Source organism: Rhizobium arsenicireducens, assembly GCF_964021225.1.
The window spans coordinates 1640472-1662358 of the sequence record NZ_CAXHYK020000001.1; the positions used below are offsets into that span (position 1 = coordinate 1640472).

The following is a 21887-nucleotide window of genomic DNA, read 5'->3' on the forward strand; positions in this document are numbered from 1 at the left end:
AGTGGAATTGCAGCGCTGCCTAGCGCAAATCGGGAGTCTGGTCAAACAGCTCACTGTGGGTGCGCACCGCATACGTGTCGGTCATGCCCGCCAGATAGTCGCCGACATGACGCGCCCGCGCCGGCTCGTTCAGGCCGGCGATATGGTTCACCCAGTAGTGGCTTCTCATCAGCGCCGGATCGGCCATGTAGGCGTGGAACAGGTCGGTGACGATCTGCGCCGCGCCGGCGCGGATGCGCATGATGTCGGGATGGCGGTAGATGCGGCTGAACAACAGCTTCTTGATTTGCCGGTCTGTCTCGGCCATTTCGTCGGAGAAGGTGGCGACTGTCCGGTCGGAGGCGCGGATGTCGGCCGCACTTTGCGGCCGCAGTTCGGCAAGGCGCGCCTGCGCGACCCCGATCACGTCCTCAACCATGCGGGTTATCTGTCGGCGCATGATCTCGTGGGTGAAACGGTCGGCCTCGAGATGCGGATAGCGGTCGCGCACCTCCTTCATCAACCCGGCGAGAAAGGGCACCTCCTCCAGCATGTCGACGCTCAGATAGCCTGAGCGCAGTCCGTCATCGATGTCATGGGTGTTGTAGGCGATGTCGTCGGCGATCGCCGCGACCTGGGCCTCCAGGCCGGCATAGCTTGCAAGTTCCAGGTCGTGCAGTTCGCAATAGTCGAGGATAGGCTGCGGAACGGGGCCGCGCGTCCCCTCGCCCGCCTTGGTCTCGAGCGGGCCATTGTGCTTGACCAGCCCCTCCAGGGTTTCCCAGGTCAGGTTAAGACCATCGAACTCGGCATAGCGCCGCTCCAGCTTGGTGACGATTCTCAGCGATTGCGCGTTGTGATCGAAGCCGCCATAGGGTTCCAGCACCTCGTGCAGCGCATCCTCGCCGGTATGGCCGAAGGGCGTGTGGCCAAAATCGTGGACGAGCGCCACACCTTCCGCCAGGTCCTCGTCGAGCTTCAGTGCGCGGGCGAGCGCACGGGCGATCTGCGCCACCTCGATCGTGTGGGTGAGCCGGGTCCGATAGTGGTCGCCGTCGGGGCCGATGAAGACCTGCGTCTTGTGCTTCAGCCGGCGGAATGCGGTGGTGTGGACGATGCGGTCGCGGTCGCGCTGGAAGTCGGATCGGGTCGGGCTGCCGCCCTCGGGAAACAGCCGGCCGCGCGTCGTCCAGGGGTCGGTGGCGAAGATCGCCCGCTCGCCGGTTCCGAAACCCAATGCACTCTTATCAATCGTCATGTCGCGTCCTGTCCGCTCCCCATTGACGCCATCGGCCCGCCTTCATACCTATAGCGAACGATGCCGCAATGTTTGCGTCTTATAGCATGAGCGCGGCGGGCATCCGGCAATATCCATGGCGATCTATCGCCAATACGTGTCAGAACGTTGATTTTTCTGGCGTTCCAGAAGTTTTCCACGGGCCTTGAACCCGTCAGGAGGCAAGATGAGCACCGAGACCGTCACCCTTTCCGAAGCTGCGGCGAAGCGAATCGCCCGGATTGTGGCCAGTGAAACCGGCAAGAACGCGCTGCGCGTCACCGTCGAAGGCGGCGGCTGTTCCGGCTTCTCCTACAAGTTCGACCTCGATCAGGGGCCGCAGTCGGACGACGTCGTCATCAGCCGCGACGGCGCAACCGTACTGATCGACCCCATGTCGCTGGTCTATATGGCCGGCTCGGAGATCGATTTCGTCGACAACCTGCTCGGCCAGTCCTTCCAGATCAACAATCCGAACGCTGTCGCAAGCTGCGGCTGCGGCACCAGCTTTTCCGTCTGATCGCCAGCCGCCTTGGCGCGAACCCCTGCATAGCCCGCAAAAGCCGATGGCAAAATCCGCGCCATCGGCTATGTAGAGGCGAGACGAAAGGGTGAACGCCATGAAGATCGCGACCTGGAACATCAATGGCGTCAAGGCACGCATCGCCAATCTGTGCGCATGGCTCGAGAGTTCTGCGCCGGACGTCGTATGCCTGCAGGAAATCAAGTCGGTCGACGACGGTTTTCCGCGGCTCGAGATCGAGGCGCTCGGTTATCATGTCGAGACGCACGGCCAGAAGGGCTTCAACGGCGTGGCTATCCTGTCCAAGACAAAGCCGGACGAGGTCAGCCGCGGCCTTCCGGGCGATGATGGAGACGAACAGGCCCGTTTCATCGAAGCGGTCTTCTCGGTCGCGGGGGGCGTCGTGCGGATCTGCTCGCTCTACCTCCCGAACGGCAATCCGCCTGACGACCCGGTCAAATACCCCTACAAGCTTGCCTGGATGGAGCGGCTGAAGGCCTTCGCCGAGAGCCGGATGGCACTGGAAGAACCCCTCATCCTCGCCGGCGACTACAACGTCATTCCCGAACCGCACGACTGCCGCGATCCGCGTCTATGGCAGGGCGATGCGCTATTCCTGCCGAAGACACGACAGTCGTTCCGACGGCTGGAGAATCTCGGCCTGACCGATGCGGTGCGCGCGGTCAGCGACGATCCGCTGCTTTATACGTTCTGGGATTATCAGGCCGGCGCCTGGCAGAAGAACAACGGCATCCGCATCGACCACCTGATGCTCTCGCCGGAAGCCAGCGACCGCCTCCTGTCGGCTTCGATCGAAAAGCACGTGCGCAGCTGGGAAAAGCCGTCAGACCATGTGCCCGTGACGGCGATCTTCGATTTTGCCTGAAAGCTAACCAGGCCTAATCCGCCTGGTAAACCTGCGGGGCAAGCGCAACCGCGACACGGCGGTCTTCCTCATTGGCGATCGAGAAGGCCTGCTCCTGCAGTTCCTGCATCCAGCCACAGTCCTTCGGAGCACAGCTGTCGAGCGCCGCCGTCAGGAATGCAAGACCGCGCACCGTCTGACCTTCCTGGAACAGGACATTACCAAACACCGACATGGCGCCGGCATGGCCGCTTTTGCGGGCAAGGTTCAGCCATTTCTTGGCCTGCTGGACATTGCTCCTGCCACCCTCGCCGGCAAGGATCATCCGCGCCAGCTGGAACTGTGCTTCGGGCACGCCGAAGGTGGAAGCCGCCTGGAAATAGAGCTGGCGGGCCTGGCCGAGATCAATCTTCACCGGGCTGCCCGGAATGCCCTGGCGATAATAGCGGGCAAGCGACAACAGCGCGTTGACAAAGAAACCGGTATCCTCGGAACCGGGCTCGACGCCCTGGCTGGCGATGTCGGCATAGATCTTGAACGCCTCGAAATCATCCTCGACCACGCCGTCGCCGGCCGCATACATGTTGGCGAGCGCCCAGCGGGATCCGGTGTGGCCCTTCTCCGCGGCGTAGCGATAGGCTTCGACAGCCTCCTGCTTCTGGCCGTTCTTGTAAGCCTTGAAGCCGAACTTGAAGAGGTCGAAGGGGCCGGACTCCTTGGTCACCCCGGCATTCATGTCGAAGGCGTGTCCGGCCGTTCCAGTCATGACGAGCAGGAACGCGGAGAAAATCAATGTGGTCGGACACTTCCAGTCTGTTGTCAGCATAATTCCGTATTTCTTCCACAACACCGCAGACATCAGCAAACCCCACCATTCACCCGGGAAGGCTTGTCTTTGTCTGCCAGACATTTGAGCTCAAAACCGTGAACAACCGGTTCATCGCTCCGCCACGATCGGGCGTCCATCGCCATTTCCGAGGCGAACTTCCTGTCAACGGCGACGAATTGGAGCCTAGAAGCTCTTTCGGGCAAGACTGCGACTGATCGCCATTTCCAACCGCCAGAAAGGTAGCTTGCGGCACGGAGGAGTTCCGGCACAGCCATCGCGGTTGATTTTTGGAGATAATTCCTGACGACCTGCCCCATGCTTACTCACGCCACGCTTGCTCGAAACGACACCCGACGTTTCATGCACAGATCGCTGCGCTTCGTTTGTGGCGGGAAATGGACAAAATCGGCCGCAAAACGGCGGGCCGGCGAGGATTCAATTGCTGTTGTAAATCCGTCACATTTTTCCGAACCACCCCCGCATGAAACGATAAGAGCCCGGCATGCCGGGCTCTCTCATAGTCTCTTCGATCCGCAAACCTCTTAGAAGGTGATCTTGTAGTTTGCCGAAACGGCATAGGCCCAATCGCCATCGGCCGTCGCGTTGTACACAGCGTCGTCAGTTGTCGACTGGCTGCCTTCCGTCAGGTAGCTGACGGCACCGCCGAAGCGAAGCTCGCCGGGACCAGCCTTGACCGAAAGACCAGCACCGACGGTCCATGTATCGGAGTAGATGTCAGCGCCGGTGCCGACACCGCTATCCCACATGACGTTTACCGTGCCGGCGATCTTCTCGTTGAAGGCGTGAGCCACGCCCGCATTAATGGTCCAGCCGTCCTTCCAGTTGTATACGTCTTCTCGATCAGCAACGCCCCCTCCACCCGGAAGAACGATTGAGTAGTTCAGAGACTGCATGACGCTCCAGTCGGTCCACTTAACCGAACCGTAGACCATCCAACCCGGTGCAACGCCGCTTTGAACCGATAGCTTCACGGATTGCGGCAGAGTGCCGGTCCCTCTCGCATCAGTCATTCCTGCACCGACTGCACTCCAATCGAACGACCCGTCGTTTGCATTGTGGTCGATGGCGGAGCGATACATCAGTTGTGCCCGCAGTGCATATTCAGGAATATCGTAACCCACTCCCAAACGGTAACCGAAAGCTTCGTGGTCTTTCAAGTTCAGGGTGCCGATTGCCGTACCCGGTGGGAAGGCAAGATTGCTGGTTGCTGTATATTCGAAGTCCTGAAGGAACACGCCGCCAAGGAAGTGAACGCGGCCTTTACCCGCCTGCATGCTCACGTCGCAGGTCGCGCCGTACTCGTTGGTAATAAACTCCTTGCTTGGCGAACCCGTCCCACCACCCAGCAAGCTCGCCGTCTGCGCCTGAACTCCGTATTCCGCGTCAGCACCAAACGGCTGCGTATAGGTGAAGGCGCAGGCGAAATTGTCGCTTGCTTTGAACTTCGCTGCCAGGCTCGGGATCCAGTAGTCCTGCGAATAGCGGTCGTCGGTGGCGTTTGCACCGTTGATCGTCGCAAATTTGCGATGCGGCGATACATAGATTGCGCCGCCCCGCATCACATAATCGCCATCCTCATAGAGGATGTCCGTGTCGGCCTCGCCGCGATTCCAGCCGCCCGCATGCGCCGACGTTGCCAGCGCGCTTACGCCGACCAAACAAAGAATTGCCGTCCTTTTGAAATTCACTGCCATCTCTCTCCCCACTTGCTGGCACCAACTGATTTGCAGTTTAGCCACGCAGAAGTGAATGACAATCTTGCGACGCCACGCCTGATCGCGGGTGTCTTGCCTCAATTTTTACGTAAACACTCTTACGCACACGTAAGATGCCGGCCGTAGTGGATTTTTCTTCCCCTACCCCGGCTTATGGCGCCAATAAATGGAATAACATTCCAATTCTCGAAGGCAACGTTGCATGATTGCCACAAGAATGAATTTGTGTGTGCGTTGTCACATTCGGCGGCATGGCAGCAAATAAGGCGGTGGCAACGGCCAAAACCGCGCGCTGGGGCTCAGAACGACAAGGTGATTTGGAAATACGGGTGCTCAAAGGGCGCCTTGCGCCGGAATCACCCGCATCGCACGGGCAAAGATGGCGGCGACCCAAAGGTCGCCGCCTCATTTCTAGCCGGCCTCGACAACCCGCTTCAGCGCGGTATCGAGACTTGCCTTCTGCTGCTCCAACTCCTGATAGCGTTCGCGCTCCGCGGCGACCACGTCCGGATTGGCGTTGGCGACGAATTTGTCGTTGGCGAGCTTGCCGGCAATGCGCGCCATCTCCTGCTCCACCTTGGCGACGGCCTTTTCCAGCCGAGCCTTTTCCGCGGAGAGATCGATCAGCGTGCCGAGCGGCAGGCAGGCGGTCGCCTCGCCGATGACGATCTGGGCTGCGCCCTTCGGCGCTTCGTCGGCAAGCGCAATGCTCTCGATGCGGGCGAGCCGCTTGATCGAGGCCTCGTGACGGACAAGACGGTCCCGCGTAACGGTATTTGCCCCGACCACGACCAGCGGCGCCACAGCGCCGGGAGGCACGTTCATTTCGGATCGGACCGAGCGGATGCCCGAGACCAGATCGACCAGCCAGTTGATGTCGGCCGCCGCCAGTTCGTCGGCAAAATCGGGGGCCGGCCAGGCTTCGTGGCATAGCAGCGTGTCGCGGGTCTGTCCCTCGCCTGCCGTATGTGCCCAGAGCTCCTCGGTCATGAAGGGCATGAAGGGGTGCAGCAGCTTGTAGGTTTCCTCGAGTACATAGGCCGCGCAGGATTGCGCCTCTGCCTTGGCCTGCTCGTCCTCGCCGGCGAAAACCGGCTTCAAGAGCTCGAGATACCAGTCGCAGAAGCTGTTCCAGACGAATCGATAGAGCGTGGCGGCCGCCTCGTTGAAGCGGAAGCCGGCGATCGCTTCCGTCACATCCCGCTCGGTGCGTGCCAGCTCCGTCAGGATCCAGCGGTTGATGGCAAGCGTGGTGGTTTCCGGCAGGAAATGCGGATCGCTCTTTGCCCCGTTCATCTCGGCAAACCGCGTGGCGTTCCACAGCTTGGTGCCAAAATTGCGGTAGCCGGCAATGCGGGCCGGATCAAGCTTCACGTCGCGGCCCTGCGCCGCCATGATGGCCAGCGTGAAGCGCAACGCGTCGGCGCCGTATTCATCGATCAGTTCCAAGGGGTCGATGACGTTGCCCTTCGACTTCGACATCTTCTGGCCGTTCTTGTCGCGGACCAGCGCATGGACATAGACGGTATGGAACGGCTCCACCGGCGTGCCGATCTCGTCCTTCATGAAGTGCAGACCCATCATCATCATCCGGGCGACCCAGAAGAAGATGATGTCGAAGCCGGTGACCAGAACGTCGGTCGGATAGTATTTCGCCAGTTCCGGCGTATCGCCGGGCCAGCCCAGCGTCGAGAAAGGCCAGAGCGCCGAGGAGAACCAGGTGTCGAGCACGTCCTCGTCACGGGTCAGGATCTCGCCCGGCGCGAAGTTCTCGAGCTTTTCCTGGACCCAGGCCTTCCACGGGCCTTCATGCGCCAGATAATGCTGGACAGCGGCGTCGAGCGCCTCTTCCTCGGTCTTCTCGACGAAGACCTGGCCGTCCGGGCCATACCAGGCGGGGATCTGGTGACCCCACCACAACTGGCGCGAGACGCACCACGGCTGGATGTTCTCCATCCATTCGAAATAGGTCTTTTCCCAATTCTTCGGCACGAACTTGGTGCGGCCTTCGCGAACGCTCTCGATCGCGGGCTTGGCCAGCGTCTTGGCATCGACATACCACTGTTCGGTCAGCCGCGGCTCGATCGGCACGCCGCCGCGGTCGCCATGGGGAACCATGTGCTTGTGCGGCTCGATCTTGTCGACCAGGCCCTCAGCCTCGAGAATCTCAACGATCTTCTTGCGGGCGGCGAAGCGGTCCATGCCCTCGAGCTTCGCCCCAGACCATTTCCTGTTCGCGGTTAGGCGTGAGCCCTTCGAGGAAGTCCTCGTCGCCGACGATGGCAATCCTGCCTTCGGTGGTCAGAACGTTGACAGCGCGTAGACCCGCACGCTTGCCGACCTCGAAGTCGTTGAAGTCATGGGCCGGCGTCATCTTGACGGCGCCGGTGCCGGCGGTCGGGTCCGGATATTCGTCGGCGACGATCGGGATCTTGCGGCCGACGATCGGCAGGATGACATGCTTGCCGACGATCGCCTTGTAGCGCCCGTCGTCGGGATGGACGGCAATGCCGGTGTCGCCGAGCATGGTTTCGGGACGTGTGGTTGCGACGACCAGATAGTCGCGCGTCTCGTATTCGGTCGGCTTGCCCTCTTCGTCAAAGGCGACCGGATGCTCGTAGGTCACGCCCTCTTCCAGCGGATAGCGCAGATGCCAGAGATTGCCGTTGACCTCGACCTGCTCGACCTCAAGATCGGAGATCGCCGTCAGGAGCTTCGGGTCCCAGTTGACAAGCCGCTTGTCCTTGTAGATCAGGCCCTGCTTGTAGAGGGTGACGAAAACTTCGAGTACCGCTTCGGACAGGCCCTCGTCCATGGTGAAACGCTCGCGCGACCAGTCGCAGGAGGCGCCAAGGCGCTTCAACTGGTTGAAGATCAGACCGCCCAACTCGTCCTTCCATTCCCAGACCTTGTCGATGAAGGCCTCGCGTCCCATCTCACGCCGATGCTGCTGGGTCTCCATCAGCTTGCGCTCGACCACCATCTGGGTGGCGATGCCGGCATGGTCCATGCCCGGCTGCCACAGCACGTCCTTGCCGCGCATCCGCTCGAAGCGGATCATGATGTCCTGCAGCGTATTGTTGAGCGCATGGCCCATGTGCAGGGATCCGGTCACATTCGGCGGCGGGATCACGATGGTGAACGTGTCCTCACCCGCCTTGGCATTGGCGCCGGCGCGAAACGCGTCCGCCTCTTCCCACGCCTTGGCGATTTTCGGTTCGACACTGGCGGAATCGTAGGTCTTTTCGAGCATTTTTGGACCACTCTTCGGGGTTCTTGTTGCAGCTTGGTAAACAGGATGGCCGATGGTGAGTCAATAAAAAAGCCGCCCCGTCGACGGAGCGGCTTGAAGCCGGGACGGGCCAGAAAATCAGCGGCGCGGGCCGCGCGCCACGCGCTCGATCTCCTCGCGCACCAGCCTTTCGACCAGTGTCGGCAGGTTGTCGTCCAGCCATTCCTGCAGCATTGGCCGTAGCATTTCCTCGGCCATCTCGTCGAGCGAGCGGCGCTGCTGGCCGTCAATGGCGGCGGCCAGTTCTCCGAAGGAGCGCGACACCTGCTCGATCGTCGAGGCAGAGACCAGTGCCTTGAGGTCATGGCCTTCCGTAGCGCGATCCGGCTCGGCAGACACAGGCTGGGCAGACACAGGCTCGTCAACGTTGACGTCCTGCTGCGAGACCGAGGTTGCGGCCTCGACATCGGCCATGGCGGCGGTCTCGAATGCCTCGTCGTCGATCGCAGCTTCCTGCTGCCGCTGCATCTGCGGCATCTCGACCGAGCGAGAGTTCGCCGCACGCAGGTCCGCCATTCGGTTCGTCATCACCGGGCTGTCGCCGCGCACTGCTGGGGCAGCATTCTCGGCGGGTACTGCGCCACCAAGAACAGGGCGCTCGACCCTTTCGGACGCCGAGCGAACCCGCGCCGCGAGGTCGGCGAGCGAAATGTTGCGGCCCTTTTCGGGATCGACGGCCTCAAATGTTGCAGCGGGTGCTGAGGCCTGCGTGGGACCGCTGTCGTTCGCCGCCACCATTTCGGCAGCGGCATAGGCGTCCTCGTCATCTATCGTCAGCCGGATATCGCCGTCGACATCCTCCGGGTCGCCATCGTCATAGATCGGCGGAAGGGAAGAAGAAACAAACTCGCTGCCGCCCGGATCATTGCTCTCGATGATCCGGCGAATCGAGGCCAGTATTTCTTCCATGGACGGTTCACGCGCTACACTTGGCTGGGCCATATTCATCCCCGTTGGTCCCCGAAACTCGGCAGATGGCAAAAAGCCGGGCCGATTTCGAATCACCTTAGGATACTCGCTCGTTGAAAAAAATCACGCCGGACCAACTAATTCAGACTGATACACAGCTTTATTGGTACCGCCGGTTCGTCACCGACCATCGACCGTGCGCAGGCCGAACCAGGCGTCCTTGACTGCCTCGTAATGGTCTTCGGAGCGATATTCGGCCACCTGCAGCCCCTGACTCCTGATCGTCAGGCGGCCCGATGCGGCCAGCACGCCATAGCTCGCCACGACCGCATTGCGCTGATAGCTAACGAGGCTTTCCTTGGCCTCGAGCACGGTCTGCTGGGCGTTCAGCACGTCGAGCGTGGTCTTCTGGCCGACATTGCGCTCCTCGATCACACCCTGCAGGGCCAGGTTGGCGGCGGAAAGCTGCTTGCGGGCGGCGGAAATCGCGGATGTAGCCGCCTCCATCTGCGCATAGGCGGACGTCACCTGCTGCTGCACGCTGGCGCGGGCGGAATCAACCCTGATGCGCTGCTCGCCCAGCGTCTCCTTGGCCTTGCGGACATTGCCGTATTCGGCACCGCCCTGATAGAGCGGGATCCTCAGCTGGGCGGTAATGCTGGCGGAGGTGGCGTCCGGATTCGCGCCGGACGGCGGTTCGTTTGTCCAGTTGCGCGAAACATTGCCCTGGACAACGACGCCGGGAAGCAGAGAACCCTCGGCCGCCTTCACCTGATAGCCGGCTGCATCGACGGCATGGAGCGAGGCCAGAACGTAAGGATGTTCGCGAATGCCGATGGCGACAGCGGCATCGACGCTCGGCGGCAGCGCTTTCGTGGCGGGCGACGGCTGCTTGATCCCCTTCGGCGCCTCGCCGACGATCTGGACATAGGTCGCCTCGCTCTGCTTCAGCTGGGCGATCGCCGCGGCGAGCAGGGCCTGCGACCCGGCCAGCTGGGCCTCCGCCTGGCTGACATCGGTCCGGGTCCCCTCGCCGACCTCGAGGCGGGCATTGGCGGCATTCAGCTGTTCCTGGAGGAAGGCCAGGTTCTGCCTGCGGATCAAGACGATCTGCTGGTCTCGCGCCACGTCGGCATAGGCCTGCGCCGCGGCGAGCAGGATTGAGATCTCCTCAGCCCGCAGGCTCTCGCGGCTGGCAAAAACCCCGGCCTCGGCGGCGCGGACGTTGTTGAGCGTCTGGAAGCCGTCGAAGATCTGCTGGGTAATCGAAATCCCAACACTCTGTGTATTGTAACCGAAGTCGGGCCTCGGGGGTGACGTGATGTCGCTGACGCGGATGCTGGACGCCGAAGCGGTGGCCGCAACCTGCGGCCGCATGCCGGCCTTGGCGATGGTGACGTTCTCGTCCGTGGCGCGAAGCGCTGCACGCACGGCATTGAGATCGGGATTGTTCTCGTAGGCCTTGGCCATTGCTCCGAAAAGCGTCTCAGCCGATGACGGCCCGGCCAGCAGGACCAACATCGGGGCGATTGCGGCAGCGAGAGCGGTTTTCCGAATGATCGACACAGGGTCACTCCACATCTGACTGGGCGGGCGCAGATGCATCGCCCAACGAGAGGCCGAAGGAACCGTCGACGCAGCGACGCATTAACCAGTATCAGGATTTGATGACCCGTCGCAGCTTCGGTCGCAACGGCAGCGGCCCTTTTTGACTCAGAAACCACATGGCCGTTGCTGATCGGCAACATTTTCAATCACGACAGACGAAAATCAACGCCTCCGGCTAAATGTCCCGAAGTACTCCATCCTCGTGCTCAGAAAACGAACTCGGCAGACCTGCGAAAGCCGGGCAAGGGCTTGATGGCCGCATTGAAATACTCCGTGTGGGACCAGGTGTCGCCATTGCGGATATAGAGGCGCGCGCGGGCCGCATTGCCATAACCGACGACAGCGACCAGTCGACCGCCCTCGCGCATTTGATCGAGCAAGCCCTGCGGAACCTCCTCGACTGCGCCGTTGGTGAAGATCAGGTCATAGGGTGCTTCGGCCGCGTAACCCTTCTCCAGCTCGCCCGTGACCACGGCGACGTTATCATAGCCAAGGTCGGCGAGTGTCGCGGTCGCCTTGGCGGCCAGGGCTTCGTCACATTCGACGGCGACCACCGAACCCGCAAGCTGCGACAGGATTGCGGCCGTATATCCAACGCCGCAACCGATTTCCAGAACCAGATCGTCCTTGCTGATCGCGCCCAACTGCAAAAGCTTGGCGAGCGGCGATGGCTCCATGATGTAGCGAGCGGGCTGGCCGTTTGCAGCCGGAGCAACCTGCAGGTCCTCGTCGATATAGGCGAGCGGACGAAGATTGGCCGGAACGAATACCTCGCGCGGCACCAAGTGAAATGCGTTCAGCACCGAATGCGACGTGACGTCGGTCGTGCGAATCTGGTTGTCCACCATCTTGATGCGTGCTGCGGCATAATCCATCATGTCAGTCGTCCCACTTCCGGCCGGTTTGTGTCAGCTGTCTTAATTGCAGGCAGGACCGCTTTCAAGCCGAGTTGTCGCCACAGGAACAGAATATCGTCACGACGAAGGTCGAGGAGATTTTCAGCCCATTCGCGTCAGGCCTCATTCCTCAATGGTGTAGACGTCCGTCTCGCAGAAATCGACCTTGTTGGTGACATCGTAGAAGCTGTCGTCCTCGAAGACGGCGCGAGTGGTGTAGACGCAGGCATCGCCGTCATCGGCAATGGTCAGGCTGCGTGACTTGCCCGCCCACAGGCCTTTCTTGTTCAGAAGCTCGATGCGCTTTCCGTTGCCGCCGACGGGCGTCGCATAGAGCTTGACGATCATGTAGGACGTCTTGTTCTCCAGCTTGAAGGTCAGATTTTCGGCGTACGCCGCGACGGGGGCGAGAACGGCGGCGGCAATTAGAGCGAGGGAAGTGAAATGGCGCATTTGGAGGCTCCTGGATGATGATGGAGCAGCTCTAGCGGAGCGCCGGGCGCACGCAATGGGCCGGATCGTCCAAATTTGCGCCGATATCGCCGCCATGGGCGATCAGCACAGTTTTGGCCGCTAAACCCGAACACAATATCTCGTCAAAAGGGGTAAGAGTGGAGGCCTCGCCCGGAATCGAACCGGGGTGCAAGGATTTGCAGTCCTCTGCGTAACCACTCCGCCACGAGGCCGTCCGTTTGCTTAAAAGCGAGTGGTGCGCGGCGTTTAGAACGTATCCGGGTGGAGCGCAAGGGGCTTGCCACCCTCCCCCTCAAATTTATGCGCATGAGGCTCCGCGAAACGGGTTGGCCCGTGCCGAGCACGGTCGCCTCAGTGTCTGCCGGCGCGGTTGACGGCCGGGTAGCGCTTGCGCCACCAGATGGCCATGCGACGCCTTCTCCGGCGTACCGCCGCCAGGTCATGGGACAGGACGAAGAGACCGAGCGGTATCATCCAAAAGCCGAGCACGGGCAGAAAACCCAGAAAGCCGCCGCCGATCAGCGCCGTACCGGCGACGACCCGACCAAGCTTGGAGCGCGGAAAGGGCAATTCATAGCGGCTAAGCACGATGCGTCCGCGCTCGGCGTCAATATAATATTTTCGGGTGTGTCTGGTCATTCAAATCCCTTGCGAAACCGGGAAAGCTGAGCCCGCCCGGACCGGCCAAAGATGGGATGCACACAGAATAAAGCAAGGCTGTGACATTTTTTTTGAAAAATCGCTTGGCAAATCGAACCAGCATTTGTATTACCCCGCTCACACCGCGCCAAGCGGCTGTTCCCTGGTAGCTCAGCGGTAGAGCATTCGACTGTTAATCGACAGGTCGCCGGTTCGAATCCGGCCCGGGGAGCCATTTCTTTCCAAGCGACGACGTCAGAAACCCGCAAGTTTCCGTCCTAGCTTTTTTTTCGAAAATAGTTCTATTTGTCGAAGATCCCCCAGCCTCCGACTTCGTCGCCATTGCTGAACTCCTCCCGAAACAGTTCCGACATCCTCGCCATTCCGTGCTGCCACTTTGTCAGTATGATCGCGGCTATGCTAATGAATTCGTCGTTCCCGGATAAGGTCAAGCCGATTTCGACTGACGCGAAATGCGTGCCGAACTCTTGACCTTTACCCCCGACGCCCTAGCTATTCAGTATGATATGTAAATCCCTGAAGGCGAGTGCGGCCCGCTCTGTTTGGCTTAGCAATCAGTGAGTTTGGTGGCCTTATGACCGCAATTCGTGGCGTCTTTTCCAGGCAAGCTTTGCGGTAGCATGACGCAACGGATGCTCCAGAGGCTTGATGCGACACTCTCGTCGCGAGCGCCCATGAATGAACGATATCGCCGAAATTTATCATCATGCGCGCGTGCCAAAGGCTTGTGCGTAGCTGAAATGCAATAAGTAGAAGGAAATCCCATGCTTCATGTCGACCTGCCCACCCGGCCCGAATTCAAGGCTTTGAACGACGTGCGGGCAGATGCCTGTGTCTCGATCTACCTGGAGACCACGCCACTGACCCAGGATTCGGACGCGAGCCGCATCGAACTCGGGAACCTGGCAAAACAGGCGCGCGAACAATTGGAGGCTGTGGGGTTCGACAAGCGCCGGCTTGCCGCACTGATGGAGCATTTCGACGATCTGGCTGAGGATGAGGAGTTCTGGAGCCTCCAGGCCAATAGCCTTGCCGTCCTCGCCACTCCCGACACGTTCCGTACGTTCCGACTGGCCAACCGGCTTTCGCCATCGGTTTCGGTCGCGGATCGCTTCCACCTGAAGCCGCTTCTGCGCGCGATCACATTTCCCAATTCGGCATTTGTCCTGGCTCTTTCAGAGAATGCGGTAAGGCTTGTCGAAATCAACACCGACCTGCCCGCTGTCACCGTCAAGGTGGATGGTCTGCCGAAGGACGCAGCAAGCGCGGTTGGCAAGTCCACCCTGAATGACCGCTCGCAGAGCGGCCGCATTCATGGCTCGGAAGGACAGAACGTAAGGTTTCGTCAATATGCGCGTCAGGTGGACGCGGCCCTGCGGCCCGTACTCAGCGGACGAGAGACCCCGCTCATCCTGGCGGCCACCGGCCGGCTTGCGTCCCTCTATCGGTCCGTCAACAGCTATCCTGACCTGCTCCCGGACGGAATCGAGACCAGTCCTGACCGGGTTACCGACGCGGAGTTGGCCGACGCGGCGCGGCCTGTGCTCGATGCCGCAAATGCTGCAGAACTTTCTGCGTTGAAGGATCTCTATGAGGCGCGTGCGAGCGACGGTCGGGCCACCTGTGATTTGGCCCAGGCCGCGCGCGCGGCGACATACGGTGCCATCGAAACAGTGCTTGTGGACATTGACGCTATCATTCCGGGCGTCGTGGACGAGCAGACAGGCGCGATAAGTCTCGCAGAAAAGGCAGATGCCACCAACTACGGCGTGGTCGACGAGATTGCCGGCCGCGCATTGGCGAACGGCGCCCGCGTTCTCGGCGTGAGAAAAGCCGACCTGCCCGGCGAAGGAGACCTCGCGGCGATCCTGCGATATCCGCTTTAACGTCCGGGCTTGGTTCTCAAGGGCACGCTGCCAATTGAACTCAGGACTCATCCGCCGCACGCGACTTGGTTTTGTCGACCGACCGTCAACGCGGCTCATAGATCCCGGTCATGATCGATCGCACCATTGCGGTCGAATCCCTCTCGTCAGCCCCATCGCTGGCCTGCGCTGCAGCAGCGCAGGCCTTTTTCTTGTCTGGGCTGCGGATTTAACGATACTCGCCTGGCGGGGGAAACCCCCTCTTCATTTTTGCCTGCTATCTCCACGGACCATAATGGTCGATATCAGGAGAAAATTCATATGTGGCTCCAGCTTCATGACGGGGACGGGTTCCCCTTCTTCGTGAACATGGACAATGTCGTTGATTTCCGCTGGTACGAGCGTGAAAAATACACCTGCCTTTTGACGACAGCGCCGGTTGCAGAAAAGCTGCACCGCCTGTTCGTCCGGGAAAGTGCCGTCGAGATCATGCAGATGATCAATTCGGAGAGAGCGCGTCAGCGCAAGCTTGCGATCGCGTCCTGACGAAGACGGCGTGTCACAAACCGGGACCCGGTTTGCGATCGTTGGAGCAGATTCACCGGCGAGGCGTAAATTCGCCGGGCCGGTGAACCTGGGCGGCCATTTCCTCGTATCTTCCGAAAAGACAGAACATTCGGAATGATTGATGCCAAACAGCAGTTCAGCCCCCGTCATCGTCTGGTTCCGCAAGGATCTGCGACTTGAAGACAATCTCGCCCTTGCCTGTGCTGCCGAGAGTGGGCTGCCGGTCCTGCCGGTCTACATTCTCGAACCTGCTTCATCCGGCAACGGCCCGCTCGGCGCGGCACAAGCCTGGTGGCTCCACCATTCGCTCAAGCAGCTTGCCGCCGCGCTGGAGCGGAAAGGCAGCAGTCTCACGCTGCGCCGGGGAGCCGCCGACGAGGTGCTCGGGGCGCTGATCGCCGAGACAGATGCGACAAGAGTGTTCTGGAACCGGCGCCACGATCCCAACGGTATTGCTGTTGATTCGGCGCTGAAGGAGGAACTGACCCGAACCGAGATTACCGTGCGCAGTTTCTCCGGGCAATTGCTGCACGAACCCTCCCGGCTCAGAACCGGAGCCGGCGGTCCCTACAGGGTCTATACGCCCTTCTGGCGCGCGCTCGAAGCCTCCGGCGAACCACCTGAACCGGTTCCAGCGCCCTCCGCCCTTGCTGCGCCGGACAACTGGCCGCGATCCGAACGGCTGGAGACGTGGAGACTCTTGCCGGGGACGCCGGACTGGGCCAACGAATTCTCCGCCGTCTGGACGCCCGGGGAGGAAGGCGCGCGCCAAAGCCTCCAGCACTTCATCGACGCCGGCCTCGCCGGCTACAAAGCCAAGCGTGATTATCCGGCCCTTTGCCACACGTCCATGCTCTCCCCGCACCTTGCGCTGGGTGAGATCTCCCCCGCCACCGTCTGGCACGCGACGCGCGGGCTGACTGACCGAATCGCGGCGGAGGACGTCATCCATTTCCGAAAGGAACTTGCCTGGCGCGATTTTTCCTATCACCTTTTGTTCCATTTCCCGCAGCTTGCCTCGAAGAACTGGAACGCGCGCTTCGACGCCTTCCCCTGGCAGGACGCGCCGGACCTGCTTGATCGCTGGAAATGGGGCCAGACCGGCTATCCGATCGTTGATGCCGGCATGCGCCAGCTCTGGCGCCATGGCACGATGCACAACCGGGTGCGCATGATCGTCGCCTCCTTCCTGATCAAGAACCTGATGATCGACTGGCGCGAGGGAGAGCGCTGGTTCCGCGACACGCTGGTCGACGCCGATCCGGCCTCGAACGCGGCGAGCTGGCAGTGGGTGGCGGGATCGGGCGCGGACGCAGCCCCCTTCTTCCGCATCTTTAATCCGGTCAGCCAGGGCGAAAAATTCGACGTCAACGGTGACTATGTCCGCACCTTCGTGCCCGAGCTTGCCAAACTCGACACGAGCTCCATCCACAGGCCCTTCGAGGCGCCGGCATCCGTCCTGGCCGCGGCCGGCGTCACACTCGGCGAGACCTATCCGCTACCGATCGTTGACCACAAGGTCGCGCGCGTCCGGGCCATGGCCGCCTACCAGTCCCTTCCGCGTTCTAACGAGGGCGGCTGACCGACGCGGCCCGGAACCGCCGGGACCGGTCACCACATGCCACGGACGCCATAGTGCGGACTATCCGTCTGGCATGGTTTTTCCAAAGCCGGCATGAGGTTGAAAACCGTTTCCTTGCCAATGGCCGCTTGTGCCCGGAAAAGTCGCCGCTTAATCTTCTGGCAAAGAGAAGGCAGACATCATGACATTCCATCCATCCGTTCTTGAGGCGATTGGCAATACGCCGCTCATACGGCTGAAGGGCGCATCCCAGGCGACCGGCTGCACCATCCTCGGCAAGGCGGAGTTCCTCAACCCCGGCCAGTCGGTCAAGGATCGCGCCGCGCTGTTCATCATCCGTGACGCCGAGCGCCGCGGCCTGCTGAAGCCCGGCGGCGTGATCGTCGAGGGAACGGCGGGCAACACCGGGATCGGCCTGACGCTGGTCGCCAAGGCCCTCGGCTATCGTACCGTGATTGTCATCCCCGAGACGCAGAGCCAGGAAAAAAAGGACGCCTTGCGGCTGCTCGGCGCCGAACTGGTCGAGGTCCCGGCAGTCCCCTACAAGAACCCCAATAATTACGTGAAGCTCTCCGGGCGGCTGGCTGCGGAACTGGCGAAAAGCGAACCGAACGGCGCGATCTGGGCCAACCAGTTCGACAATACCGTCAATCGCGACGCCCATATCGCCACGACAGCCCGGGAGATCCACGACCAGACAAGCGGCGAAGTCGACGGCTTCGTCTGCGCCGTCGGCTCCGGCGGCACGCTGGCGGGCGTCGGCATGGGGCTTCGCCGTCTCAAGCCAGAGGTGAAGATCGGCATCGCCGACCCGGAGGGTGCGGCGCTCTACGAATATTACAAGAACGGCGAGTTGAAATCGTCGGGCTCCTCGATCACCGAGGGCATCGGCCAGGGCCGCATCACCGCCAATCTCGAGGGTTTTACCCCCGATTACGCCTACCAGATCCCCGACGCGGAAGCGCTCGAGATCGTCTTCGACCTGGTCGAGAACGAGGGCCTGTGCCTCGGCGGCTCGTCTGGCATCAACATCGCCGGTGCCATCCGCCTTGCGCGCGATCTCGGCCCGGGCCATACCATCGTCACCGTGCTTTGTGACTACGGCAACCGCTATCAGTCCAAGCTGTTCAATCCAGATTTCCTGCGGTCCAAGCAGTTGCCGGTGCCCGCCTGGATCGAAAGAAAAGTCAATTACGCCGTGCCCTTCCAACCGACCGAGTGAGATCCATGTCGACCATTGCCCTCTACCGCGACGATTTCTACCTCGCCACTGCGGAGGGCACGGTCACGCGGATCCACGATGACGGGGCGATCGAGTTCGACCAGACCTGCTTCTACGCCGCCTCCGGCGGCCAGCCGGGCGACACCGGTCTGTTCGAACGGGCCGACGGCTCGAAGATCGAGATCGCGCTCACCCGTCACGGCGAGAGCAAGGAAGCTATCCTGCACCAGATCGCGGAAGGCCATCCGGCCCCATCCCTTGGCGAAAAGCTGGTGCTGCATGTCGACTGGCCGCGCCGCTACAAGTTGATGCGCATGCACACCGCCTGCCACCTGCTCTCGGTCGTCTGTCCCTTTCCGATCACCGGCGCCGCCGTCGGCGAAGATGAGAGTCGCGTCGATTTCGATATGGGCGAAACGATCGACAAAGAGTCCGTGACGGCCGAACTGATGCGGCTCGTCGGCGAGAATCACCCAATCTTCGTCCAATGGATCACCGACGAAGAAGTCACTGCCAATCCCGCCATCGTCAAGTCGAAGAACGTTCGCCCGCCGATCGGCATGGGGCGAGTCAGCCTGGTGTGCATCGGCGAGAATTCGAGCGTTGACAGTCAGCCCTGCGGCGGCACACATGTCTCGGAGACTCAGGAGGTCGGAGCGATTCACATCGCCAAAATCGAGAAAAAGGGCAAGGAGAACCGACGGTTCCGCATTCGTTTCGGCACCCCGGAAGCCTCCGCCTGACAAAGCATTGGGAGAAGCGCATGCCTGCGGAGAGAAGCCGTTTCGTCGTGTCCGCCGACTGGGTGGAGAAGCAGCTCGGCGCACCGGAATTCAAGATCATTGACGCATCTTGGTACCTGCCTGCGCAGAACCGCAACGGCGCGGTCGAATATGCCTCCGGCCACATTCCAGGTGCAGTCTTCTTCGATCAGGATGCGATCGCCGACCAGACCACCGGCCTGCCGCATTCGCTGCTTTCTCCGGCAAAATTCGCCGAGGAAATGGGCCTGCTGGGCATTTCCGTGACCGATACGATCGTCGTCTATGACGGCCCCGGCTTCTTCTCGGCGCCGCGCGCCTGGTGGATGTTGCGCGTCATGGGTGCCCGTAATGTCTATGTTCTGGACGGCGGTGTCGACGCCTGGAAGGCGGAAGGCCGGCCGCTGCAAACCGACCTACCGGAACCGGCACCCGTCACCTTCGACTTCGATTTCGCTCGCCACCGGGTGACCTCCTTCAATGAAATGCGCGAGATTGCCGACAGGGGCGTGCGCCAGATCGCCGATGCGCGGCCTGCCGGCCGCTTCACCGGCGAGGAGCCGGAACCGCGCGAAGGCATGCGCTCCGGCCACATCCCCGGCGCCCGCAGCGTGCCGGCCGCGTCGCTGTCCGAAAACGGCCACCTCAAGGATTTGCCGACGCTGCGCTCGATCTTCACCGATGCCGGCATAGACCTCAGCCAGCCGGTCGTGACCAGTTGCGGCTCGGGAGTGACGGCGGCCGTCATCACGCTTGCCCTCGAATCGCTCGGCCATACCGACAATTCGCTCTATGACGGCTCCTGGTCAGAATGGGGCGGGCGCGACGATACGCCGGTCGCAACCGGACCGGCCGAAGCGATCCCGACCACCGCGCACGGACCCATCACCGCGCATGTGACGCGGCTAGAGATGACCGCGCCGCCCAAGGCCAGCCTGCCAATCCCGGTCAACATCCAGACCGCGATCATGCGCACTCACGAGATCCCCGTGCCTTTCTACCGCTTCCTGCAGCGCCAGGTCGGCGCACGCTGGCACTGGTACCAACGGCTGAGGATGAGCGACGGGGAGCTCAAGGCGATCATCCATGCGCCTAAGGTCAACATTTCCGTGCTCTACGTGAACGGCGCACCGGCCGGCTTCTACGAACTCAGCCAGGAAAACGAAGAACTGGTCGAATTGTCCTATTTCGGCCTGTTCGAGCATGCGCTGGGCCTGGGGCTTGGCAAGTGGTTCCTGCTGCAGGCGCTCTACGCTGCCTGGCAGTTCAACCCTCAGAAGGTCTCCGTCACCACCAATACGCTCGACCATCCGCGCGCTCTTCAATTATACCAGCAATTCGGCTTCTCGCCGGTCGAGACCTATGAGGCGCTCGTCGATCCGCTCAGCGAGTTGGAACTGCTGCAGATGCTGCGACGTGACCGCGCGGCCCTGTGATACTGGACCTGTTTGCGTTTGACCGTCCCGCGCGGCGCCCCTTCAAGGGCGCCGTCGGTGCTGGCGCCGCTGTTGCAGATCGCAAAGCTCACTCGCTGCATTCAGACACGCCGAATGTTCCTAATGTCTTAATTTAGACAATTCAAATTCCCATCTGAAATCCCTGCTCTTTCCTGGATAGCGGGCCGTTATCGTACTCACGATCTTTGCCTCCTCCGACGCACAAGGCGCGGGAACGCTACCGTCCCCGGCTTTTCGGGAGAAGGCCAATTTGAGATGCAAAGCCTCTCTACCCGGCAGGAAACGGGTGGCCGGCGGTCGCAGTTCGTTCGATGGTCGCGCAATCGAACAGGAGACGACCCCATGACGGCCATAATTTTCACCGCCATCCCCACGCCTGATGCCGAAGCCCTGTGGGCCGGCGAGCCAGACGCCTGCGGGCGTTCGCCGGAACGCCGCATGGCTGCCGGCGACGGCTATCCATGCCGCCACTGCCTCGGCTTCATTGCTGGCGGCGAAGCCTATCTGACTCTCGCCTATCGGCCTTTCCCGACGTTGCAGCCCTATGCCGAGACCGGGCCGATTTTCATCCACGCGGAGCCCTGCCCGCGCTACCAGGCAAGCGAGATCCTGCCACCGGTGTTGACGGAGAGCCCGGATTTCATCCTGCGCGGCTACGGCCATGACGACCGCATCGTCTACGGCACGGGCGCCGTCACCGTGCGGGAGAAGATTGAAGATCGGGCCCGCGAACTGCTCGAAAGCCCGGAAATCGCCTATGTCCATGTGCGCTCGGCACGCAACAACTGCTATCAATGCCGGATCGACCGGGCCTGACAGCGCGCACGGAAGGCCGGACCGGTGGGAAGGACGGCCCTTCCGCAGTAGCGAATATTTTACCATTTCGCTTCAGCGTGCGGAAAGAATTCATCGTTTAGGCTCTCCCAAGATCTATCCACTTTTTGAGCGAGTAGCCGATGCAGCCGAACCTCAATATGGAAGGCCGAAAATCCACCCGCAGCCAATGCCGGATCGACAGCCGCATCCGCCATCTCAACCAGACCGCTGACGGCCGCGTCCTCAACGTCTCGCGCACCGGCATCGCCTTCGAACTCTATGGCAAGCTGCATGCGGCCAACGGCAGCACCGTATTGATCGAAAACGACGCGATCGGCCTCATCGAGGGCACGGTGCGCTGGTGCCGCAACGGTCGGCTCGGCATACAGATCAAACAGAACAGCAATACACTCGCCCAGATGTCCGCCTATTTCCGCCACTTTCACAAGGAAGTGCGGCCGGTTTTGTCGCGGTAGTCGCCCACGAGCAGGTCTTGCGGTTCACGGGCGGGCGGGCCATAGCCTGTCTGCGTCGAAGTGTTCCCCCCGACACACCCCTGTCATTTTACGG

18 protein-coding genes, 2 tRNA genes and 1 pseudogene are annotated in these 21887 nt (G+C 61.4%); 11 read left to right on the forward strand and 10 right to left on the reverse strand.

Annotated features, from left to right (window positions below; genetic code table 11):
• Window positions 1–19 precede the first annotated feature (19 nt).
• Window positions 20–1237, reverse strand: a complete 1218-nt coding sequence (locus tag ACWPVA_RS07945) for a deoxyguanosinetriphosphate triphosphohydrolase (protein WP_454287169.1) — start codon at window positions 1235–1237, stop codon at window positions 20–22.
• A 205-nt stretch (window positions 1238–1442) separates the two neighbouring features.
• On the opposite strand from ACWPVA_RS07945, the gene erpA reads away from it, so the two are divergent.
• Window positions 1443–1775, forward strand: coding sequence for an iron-sulfur cluster insertion protein ErpA (erpA, locus tag ACWPVA_RS07950; RefSeq protein WP_454287170.1), 333 nt, complete (start codon window positions 1443–1445; stop codon window positions 1773–1775).
• Between the two features lie 100 nt (window positions 1776–1875).
• On the forward strand, window positions 1876–2664 hold the full coding sequence (gene xth, locus ACWPVA_RS07955) for an exodeoxyribonuclease III (RefSeq protein ID WP_454287171.1): 789 nt from the start codon (window positions 1876–1878) through the stop codon (window positions 2662–2664).
• A 13-nt stretch (window positions 2665–2677) separates the two neighbouring features.
• Here xth and exoR read toward each other — a convergent pair whose 3' ends face one another.
• The 9 genes and pseudogenes from exoR to ACWPVA_RS08000 all read right to left on the reverse strand — a co-directional run bounded on the left by exoR (window position 2678) and on the right by ACWPVA_RS08000 (window position 13026).
• Window positions 2678–3502, reverse strand: coding sequence for an exopolysaccharide production regulator ExoR (gene exoR / locus ACWPVA_RS07960; protein ID WP_454287172.1), 825 nt, complete (start codon window positions 3500–3502; stop codon window positions 2678–2680).
• A 512-nt stretch (window positions 3503–4014) separates the two neighbouring features.
• The gene (locus tag ACWPVA_RS07965) at window positions 4015–5187 is read right to left on the reverse strand and encodes an OmpP1/FadL family transporter (protein ID WP_454287173.1); all 1173 of its coding nucleotides are present in this window, start codon (window positions 5185–5187) and stop codon (window positions 4015–4017) included.
• Window positions 5188–5619: 432 nt separating this feature from the next.
• Window positions 5620–8461 (reverse strand): annotated as a pseudogene (locus ACWPVA_RS07970) (valine--tRNA ligase).
• 117 nt (window positions 8462–8578) lie between these two features.
• Window positions 8579–9442 (reverse strand): PopZ family protein, encoded by an 864-nt coding sequence (locus ACWPVA_RS07975; RefSeq protein WP_454287174.1) that lies wholly within the window; start codon window positions 9440–9442, stop codon window positions 8579–8581.
• Between the two features lie 147 nt (window positions 9443–9589).
• On the reverse strand, window positions 9590–10975 hold the full coding sequence (locus tag ACWPVA_RS07980; protein WP_454287175.1) for a TolC family outer membrane protein: 1386 nt from the start codon (window positions 10973–10975) through the stop codon (window positions 9590–9592).
• A 248-nt stretch (window positions 10976–11223) separates the two neighbouring features.
• A complete protein-coding gene (locus ACWPVA_RS07985; protein ID WP_454287176.1) occupies window positions 11224–11895 on the reverse strand; it encodes a protein-L-isoaspartate O-methyltransferase family protein in 672 nt (223 codons plus the stop codon).
• A gap of 141 nt (window positions 11896–12036) precedes the next feature.
• Window positions 12037–12366 carry a hypothetical protein gene (locus ACWPVA_RS07990; protein ID WP_454287177.1) on the reverse strand — a complete coding sequence of 110 codons (330 nt, stop codon included), beginning with the start codon at window positions 12364–12366 and terminating at the stop codon, window positions 12037–12039.
• Window positions 12367–12525: 159 nt separating this feature from the next.
• A tRNA-Cys gene (locus ACWPVA_RS07995) sits at window positions 12526–12599 on the reverse strand.
• Between the two features lie 139 nt (window positions 12600–12738).
• The gene (locus tag ACWPVA_RS08000) at window positions 12739–13026 is read right to left on the reverse strand and encodes a hypothetical protein (RefSeq protein WP_454287178.1); all 288 of its coding nucleotides are present in this window, start codon (window positions 13024–13026) and stop codon (window positions 12739–12741) included.
• A 160-nt stretch (window positions 13027–13186) separates the two neighbouring features.
• Between ACWPVA_RS08000 and ACWPVA_RS08005 the strand changes: the two genes are divergently transcribed.
• From ACWPVA_RS08005 to ACWPVA_RS08045, 9 genes are all read left to right on the forward strand, one after another.
• Window positions 13187–13261: transfer RNA gene (locus ACWPVA_RS08005), tRNA-Asn, on the forward strand.
• Between the two features lie 550 nt (window positions 13262–13811).
• Window positions 13812–14933: a baeRF11 domain-containing protein gene (locus ACWPVA_RS08010; protein ID WP_454287179.1), complete on the forward strand. Its 1122-nt coding sequence runs from the start codon at window positions 13812–13814 to the stop codon at window positions 14931–14933.
• 300 nt (window positions 14934–15233) lie between these two features.
• Window positions 15234–15458 carry a hypothetical protein gene (locus ACWPVA_RS08015; protein ID WP_454287180.1) on the forward strand — a complete coding sequence of 75 codons (225 nt, stop codon included), beginning with the start codon at window positions 15234–15236 and terminating at the stop codon, window positions 15456–15458.
• A gap of 142 nt (window positions 15459–15600) precedes the next feature.
• On the forward strand, window positions 15601–17061 hold the full coding sequence (locus ACWPVA_RS08020) for a cryptochrome/photolyase family protein (protein ID WP_454287181.1): 1461 nt from the start codon (window positions 15601–15603) through the stop codon (window positions 17059–17061).
• A 181-nt stretch (window positions 17062–17242) separates the two neighbouring features.
• Window positions 17243–18283 (forward strand): cysteine synthase A, encoded by a 1041-nt coding sequence (locus tag ACWPVA_RS08025; protein ID WP_454287182.1) that lies wholly within the window; start codon window positions 17243–17245, stop codon window positions 18281–18283.
• 5 nt (window positions 18284–18288) lie between these two features.
• Window positions 18289–19026: an alanyl-tRNA editing protein gene (locus ACWPVA_RS08030; protein ID WP_454287183.1), complete on the forward strand. Its 738-nt coding sequence runs from the start codon at window positions 18289–18291 to the stop codon at window positions 19024–19026.
• Window positions 19027–19046: 20 nt separating this feature from the next.
• Window positions 19047–20480 carry a 3-mercaptopyruvate sulfurtransferase gene (gene sseA, locus ACWPVA_RS08035; protein WP_454287184.1) on the forward strand — a complete coding sequence of 478 codons (1434 nt, stop codon included), beginning with the start codon at window positions 19047–19049 and terminating at the stop codon, window positions 20478–20480.
• A 363-nt stretch (window positions 20481–20843) separates the two neighbouring features.
• On the forward strand, window positions 20844–21317 hold the full coding sequence (locus ACWPVA_RS08040; protein ID WP_454287185.1) for a DUF1203 domain-containing protein: 474 nt from the start codon (window positions 20844–20846) through the stop codon (window positions 21315–21317).
• Between the two features lie 140 nt (window positions 21318–21457).
• A complete protein-coding gene (locus ACWPVA_RS08045) occupies window positions 21458–21793 on the forward strand; it encodes a PilZ domain-containing protein (protein ID WP_454287186.1) in 336 nt (111 codons plus the stop codon).
• Window positions 21794–21887: the final 94 nt, after the last annotated feature.

Bases quoted from the DNA above. Each gene is read 5' to 3' on its own strand.
- ACWPVA_RS08000 (WP_454287178.1), bottom strand. From the start codon at position 13,026: ATGACCAGACACACCCGAAAATATTATATTGACGCCGAGCGCGGACGC.
- ACWPVA_RS07975 (WP_454287174.1), bottom strand. From the start codon at position 9,442: ATGGCCCAGCCAAGTGTAGCGCGTGAACCGTCCATGGAAGAAATACTG.
- ACWPVA_RS07990 (WP_454287177.1), bottom strand. From the start codon at position 12,366: ATGCGCCATTTCACTTCCCTCGCTCTAATTGCCGCCGCCGTTCTCGCC.
- ACWPVA_RS08025 (WP_454287182.1), top strand. From the start codon at position 17,243: ATGACATTCCATCCATCCGTTCTTGAGGCGATTGGCAATACGCCGCTC.
- ACWPVA_RS08015 (WP_454287180.1), top strand. From the start codon at position 15,234: ATGTGGCTCCAGCTTCATGACGGGGACGGGTTCCCCTTCTTCGTGAAC.
- ACWPVA_RS07985 (WP_454287176.1), bottom strand. From the start codon at position 11,895: ATGATGGATTATGCCGCAGCACGCATCAAGATGGTGGACAACCAGATT.
- ACWPVA_RS08020 (WP_454287181.1), top strand. From the start codon at position 15,601: ATGCCAAACAGCAGTTCAGCCCCCGTCATCGTCTGGTTCCGCAAGGAT.
- ACWPVA_RS08045 (WP_454287186.1), top strand. From the start codon at position 21,458: ATGCAGCCGAACCTCAATATGGAAGGCCGAAAATCCACCCGCAGCCAA.
- ACWPVA_RS07965 (WP_454287173.1), bottom strand. From the start codon at position 5,187: ATGGCAGTGAATTTCAAAAGGACGGCAATTCTTTGTTTGGTCGGCGTA.
- ACWPVA_RS07945 (WP_454287169.1), bottom strand. From the start codon at position 1,237: ATGACGATTGATAAGAGTGCATTGGGTTTCGGAACCGGCGAGCGGGCG.
- ACWPVA_RS08040 (WP_454287185.1), top strand. From the start codon at position 20,844: ATGACGGCCATAATTTTCACCGCCATCCCCACGCCTGATGCCGAAGCC.
- ACWPVA_RS08010 (WP_454287179.1), top strand. From the start codon at position 13,812: ATGCTTCATGTCGACCTGCCCACCCGGCCCGAATTCAAGGCTTTGAAC.
- ACWPVA_RS08030 (WP_454287183.1), top strand. From the start codon at position 18,289: ATGTCGACCATTGCCCTCTACCGCGACGATTTCTACCTCGCCACTGCG.
- sseA (WP_454287184.1), top strand. From the start codon at position 19,047: ATGCCTGCGGAGAGAAGCCGTTTCGTCGTGTCCGCCGACTGGGTGGAG.
- erpA (WP_454287170.1), top strand. From the start codon at position 1,443: ATGAGCACCGAGACCGTCACCCTTTCCGAAGCTGCGGCGAAGCGAATC.
- xth (WP_454287171.1), top strand. From the start codon at position 1,876: ATGAAGATCGCGACCTGGAACATCAATGGCGTCAAGGCACGCATCGCC.
- exoR (WP_454287172.1), bottom strand. From the start codon at position 3,502: ATGTCTGCGGTGTTGTGGAAGAAATACGGAATTATGCTGACAACAGAC.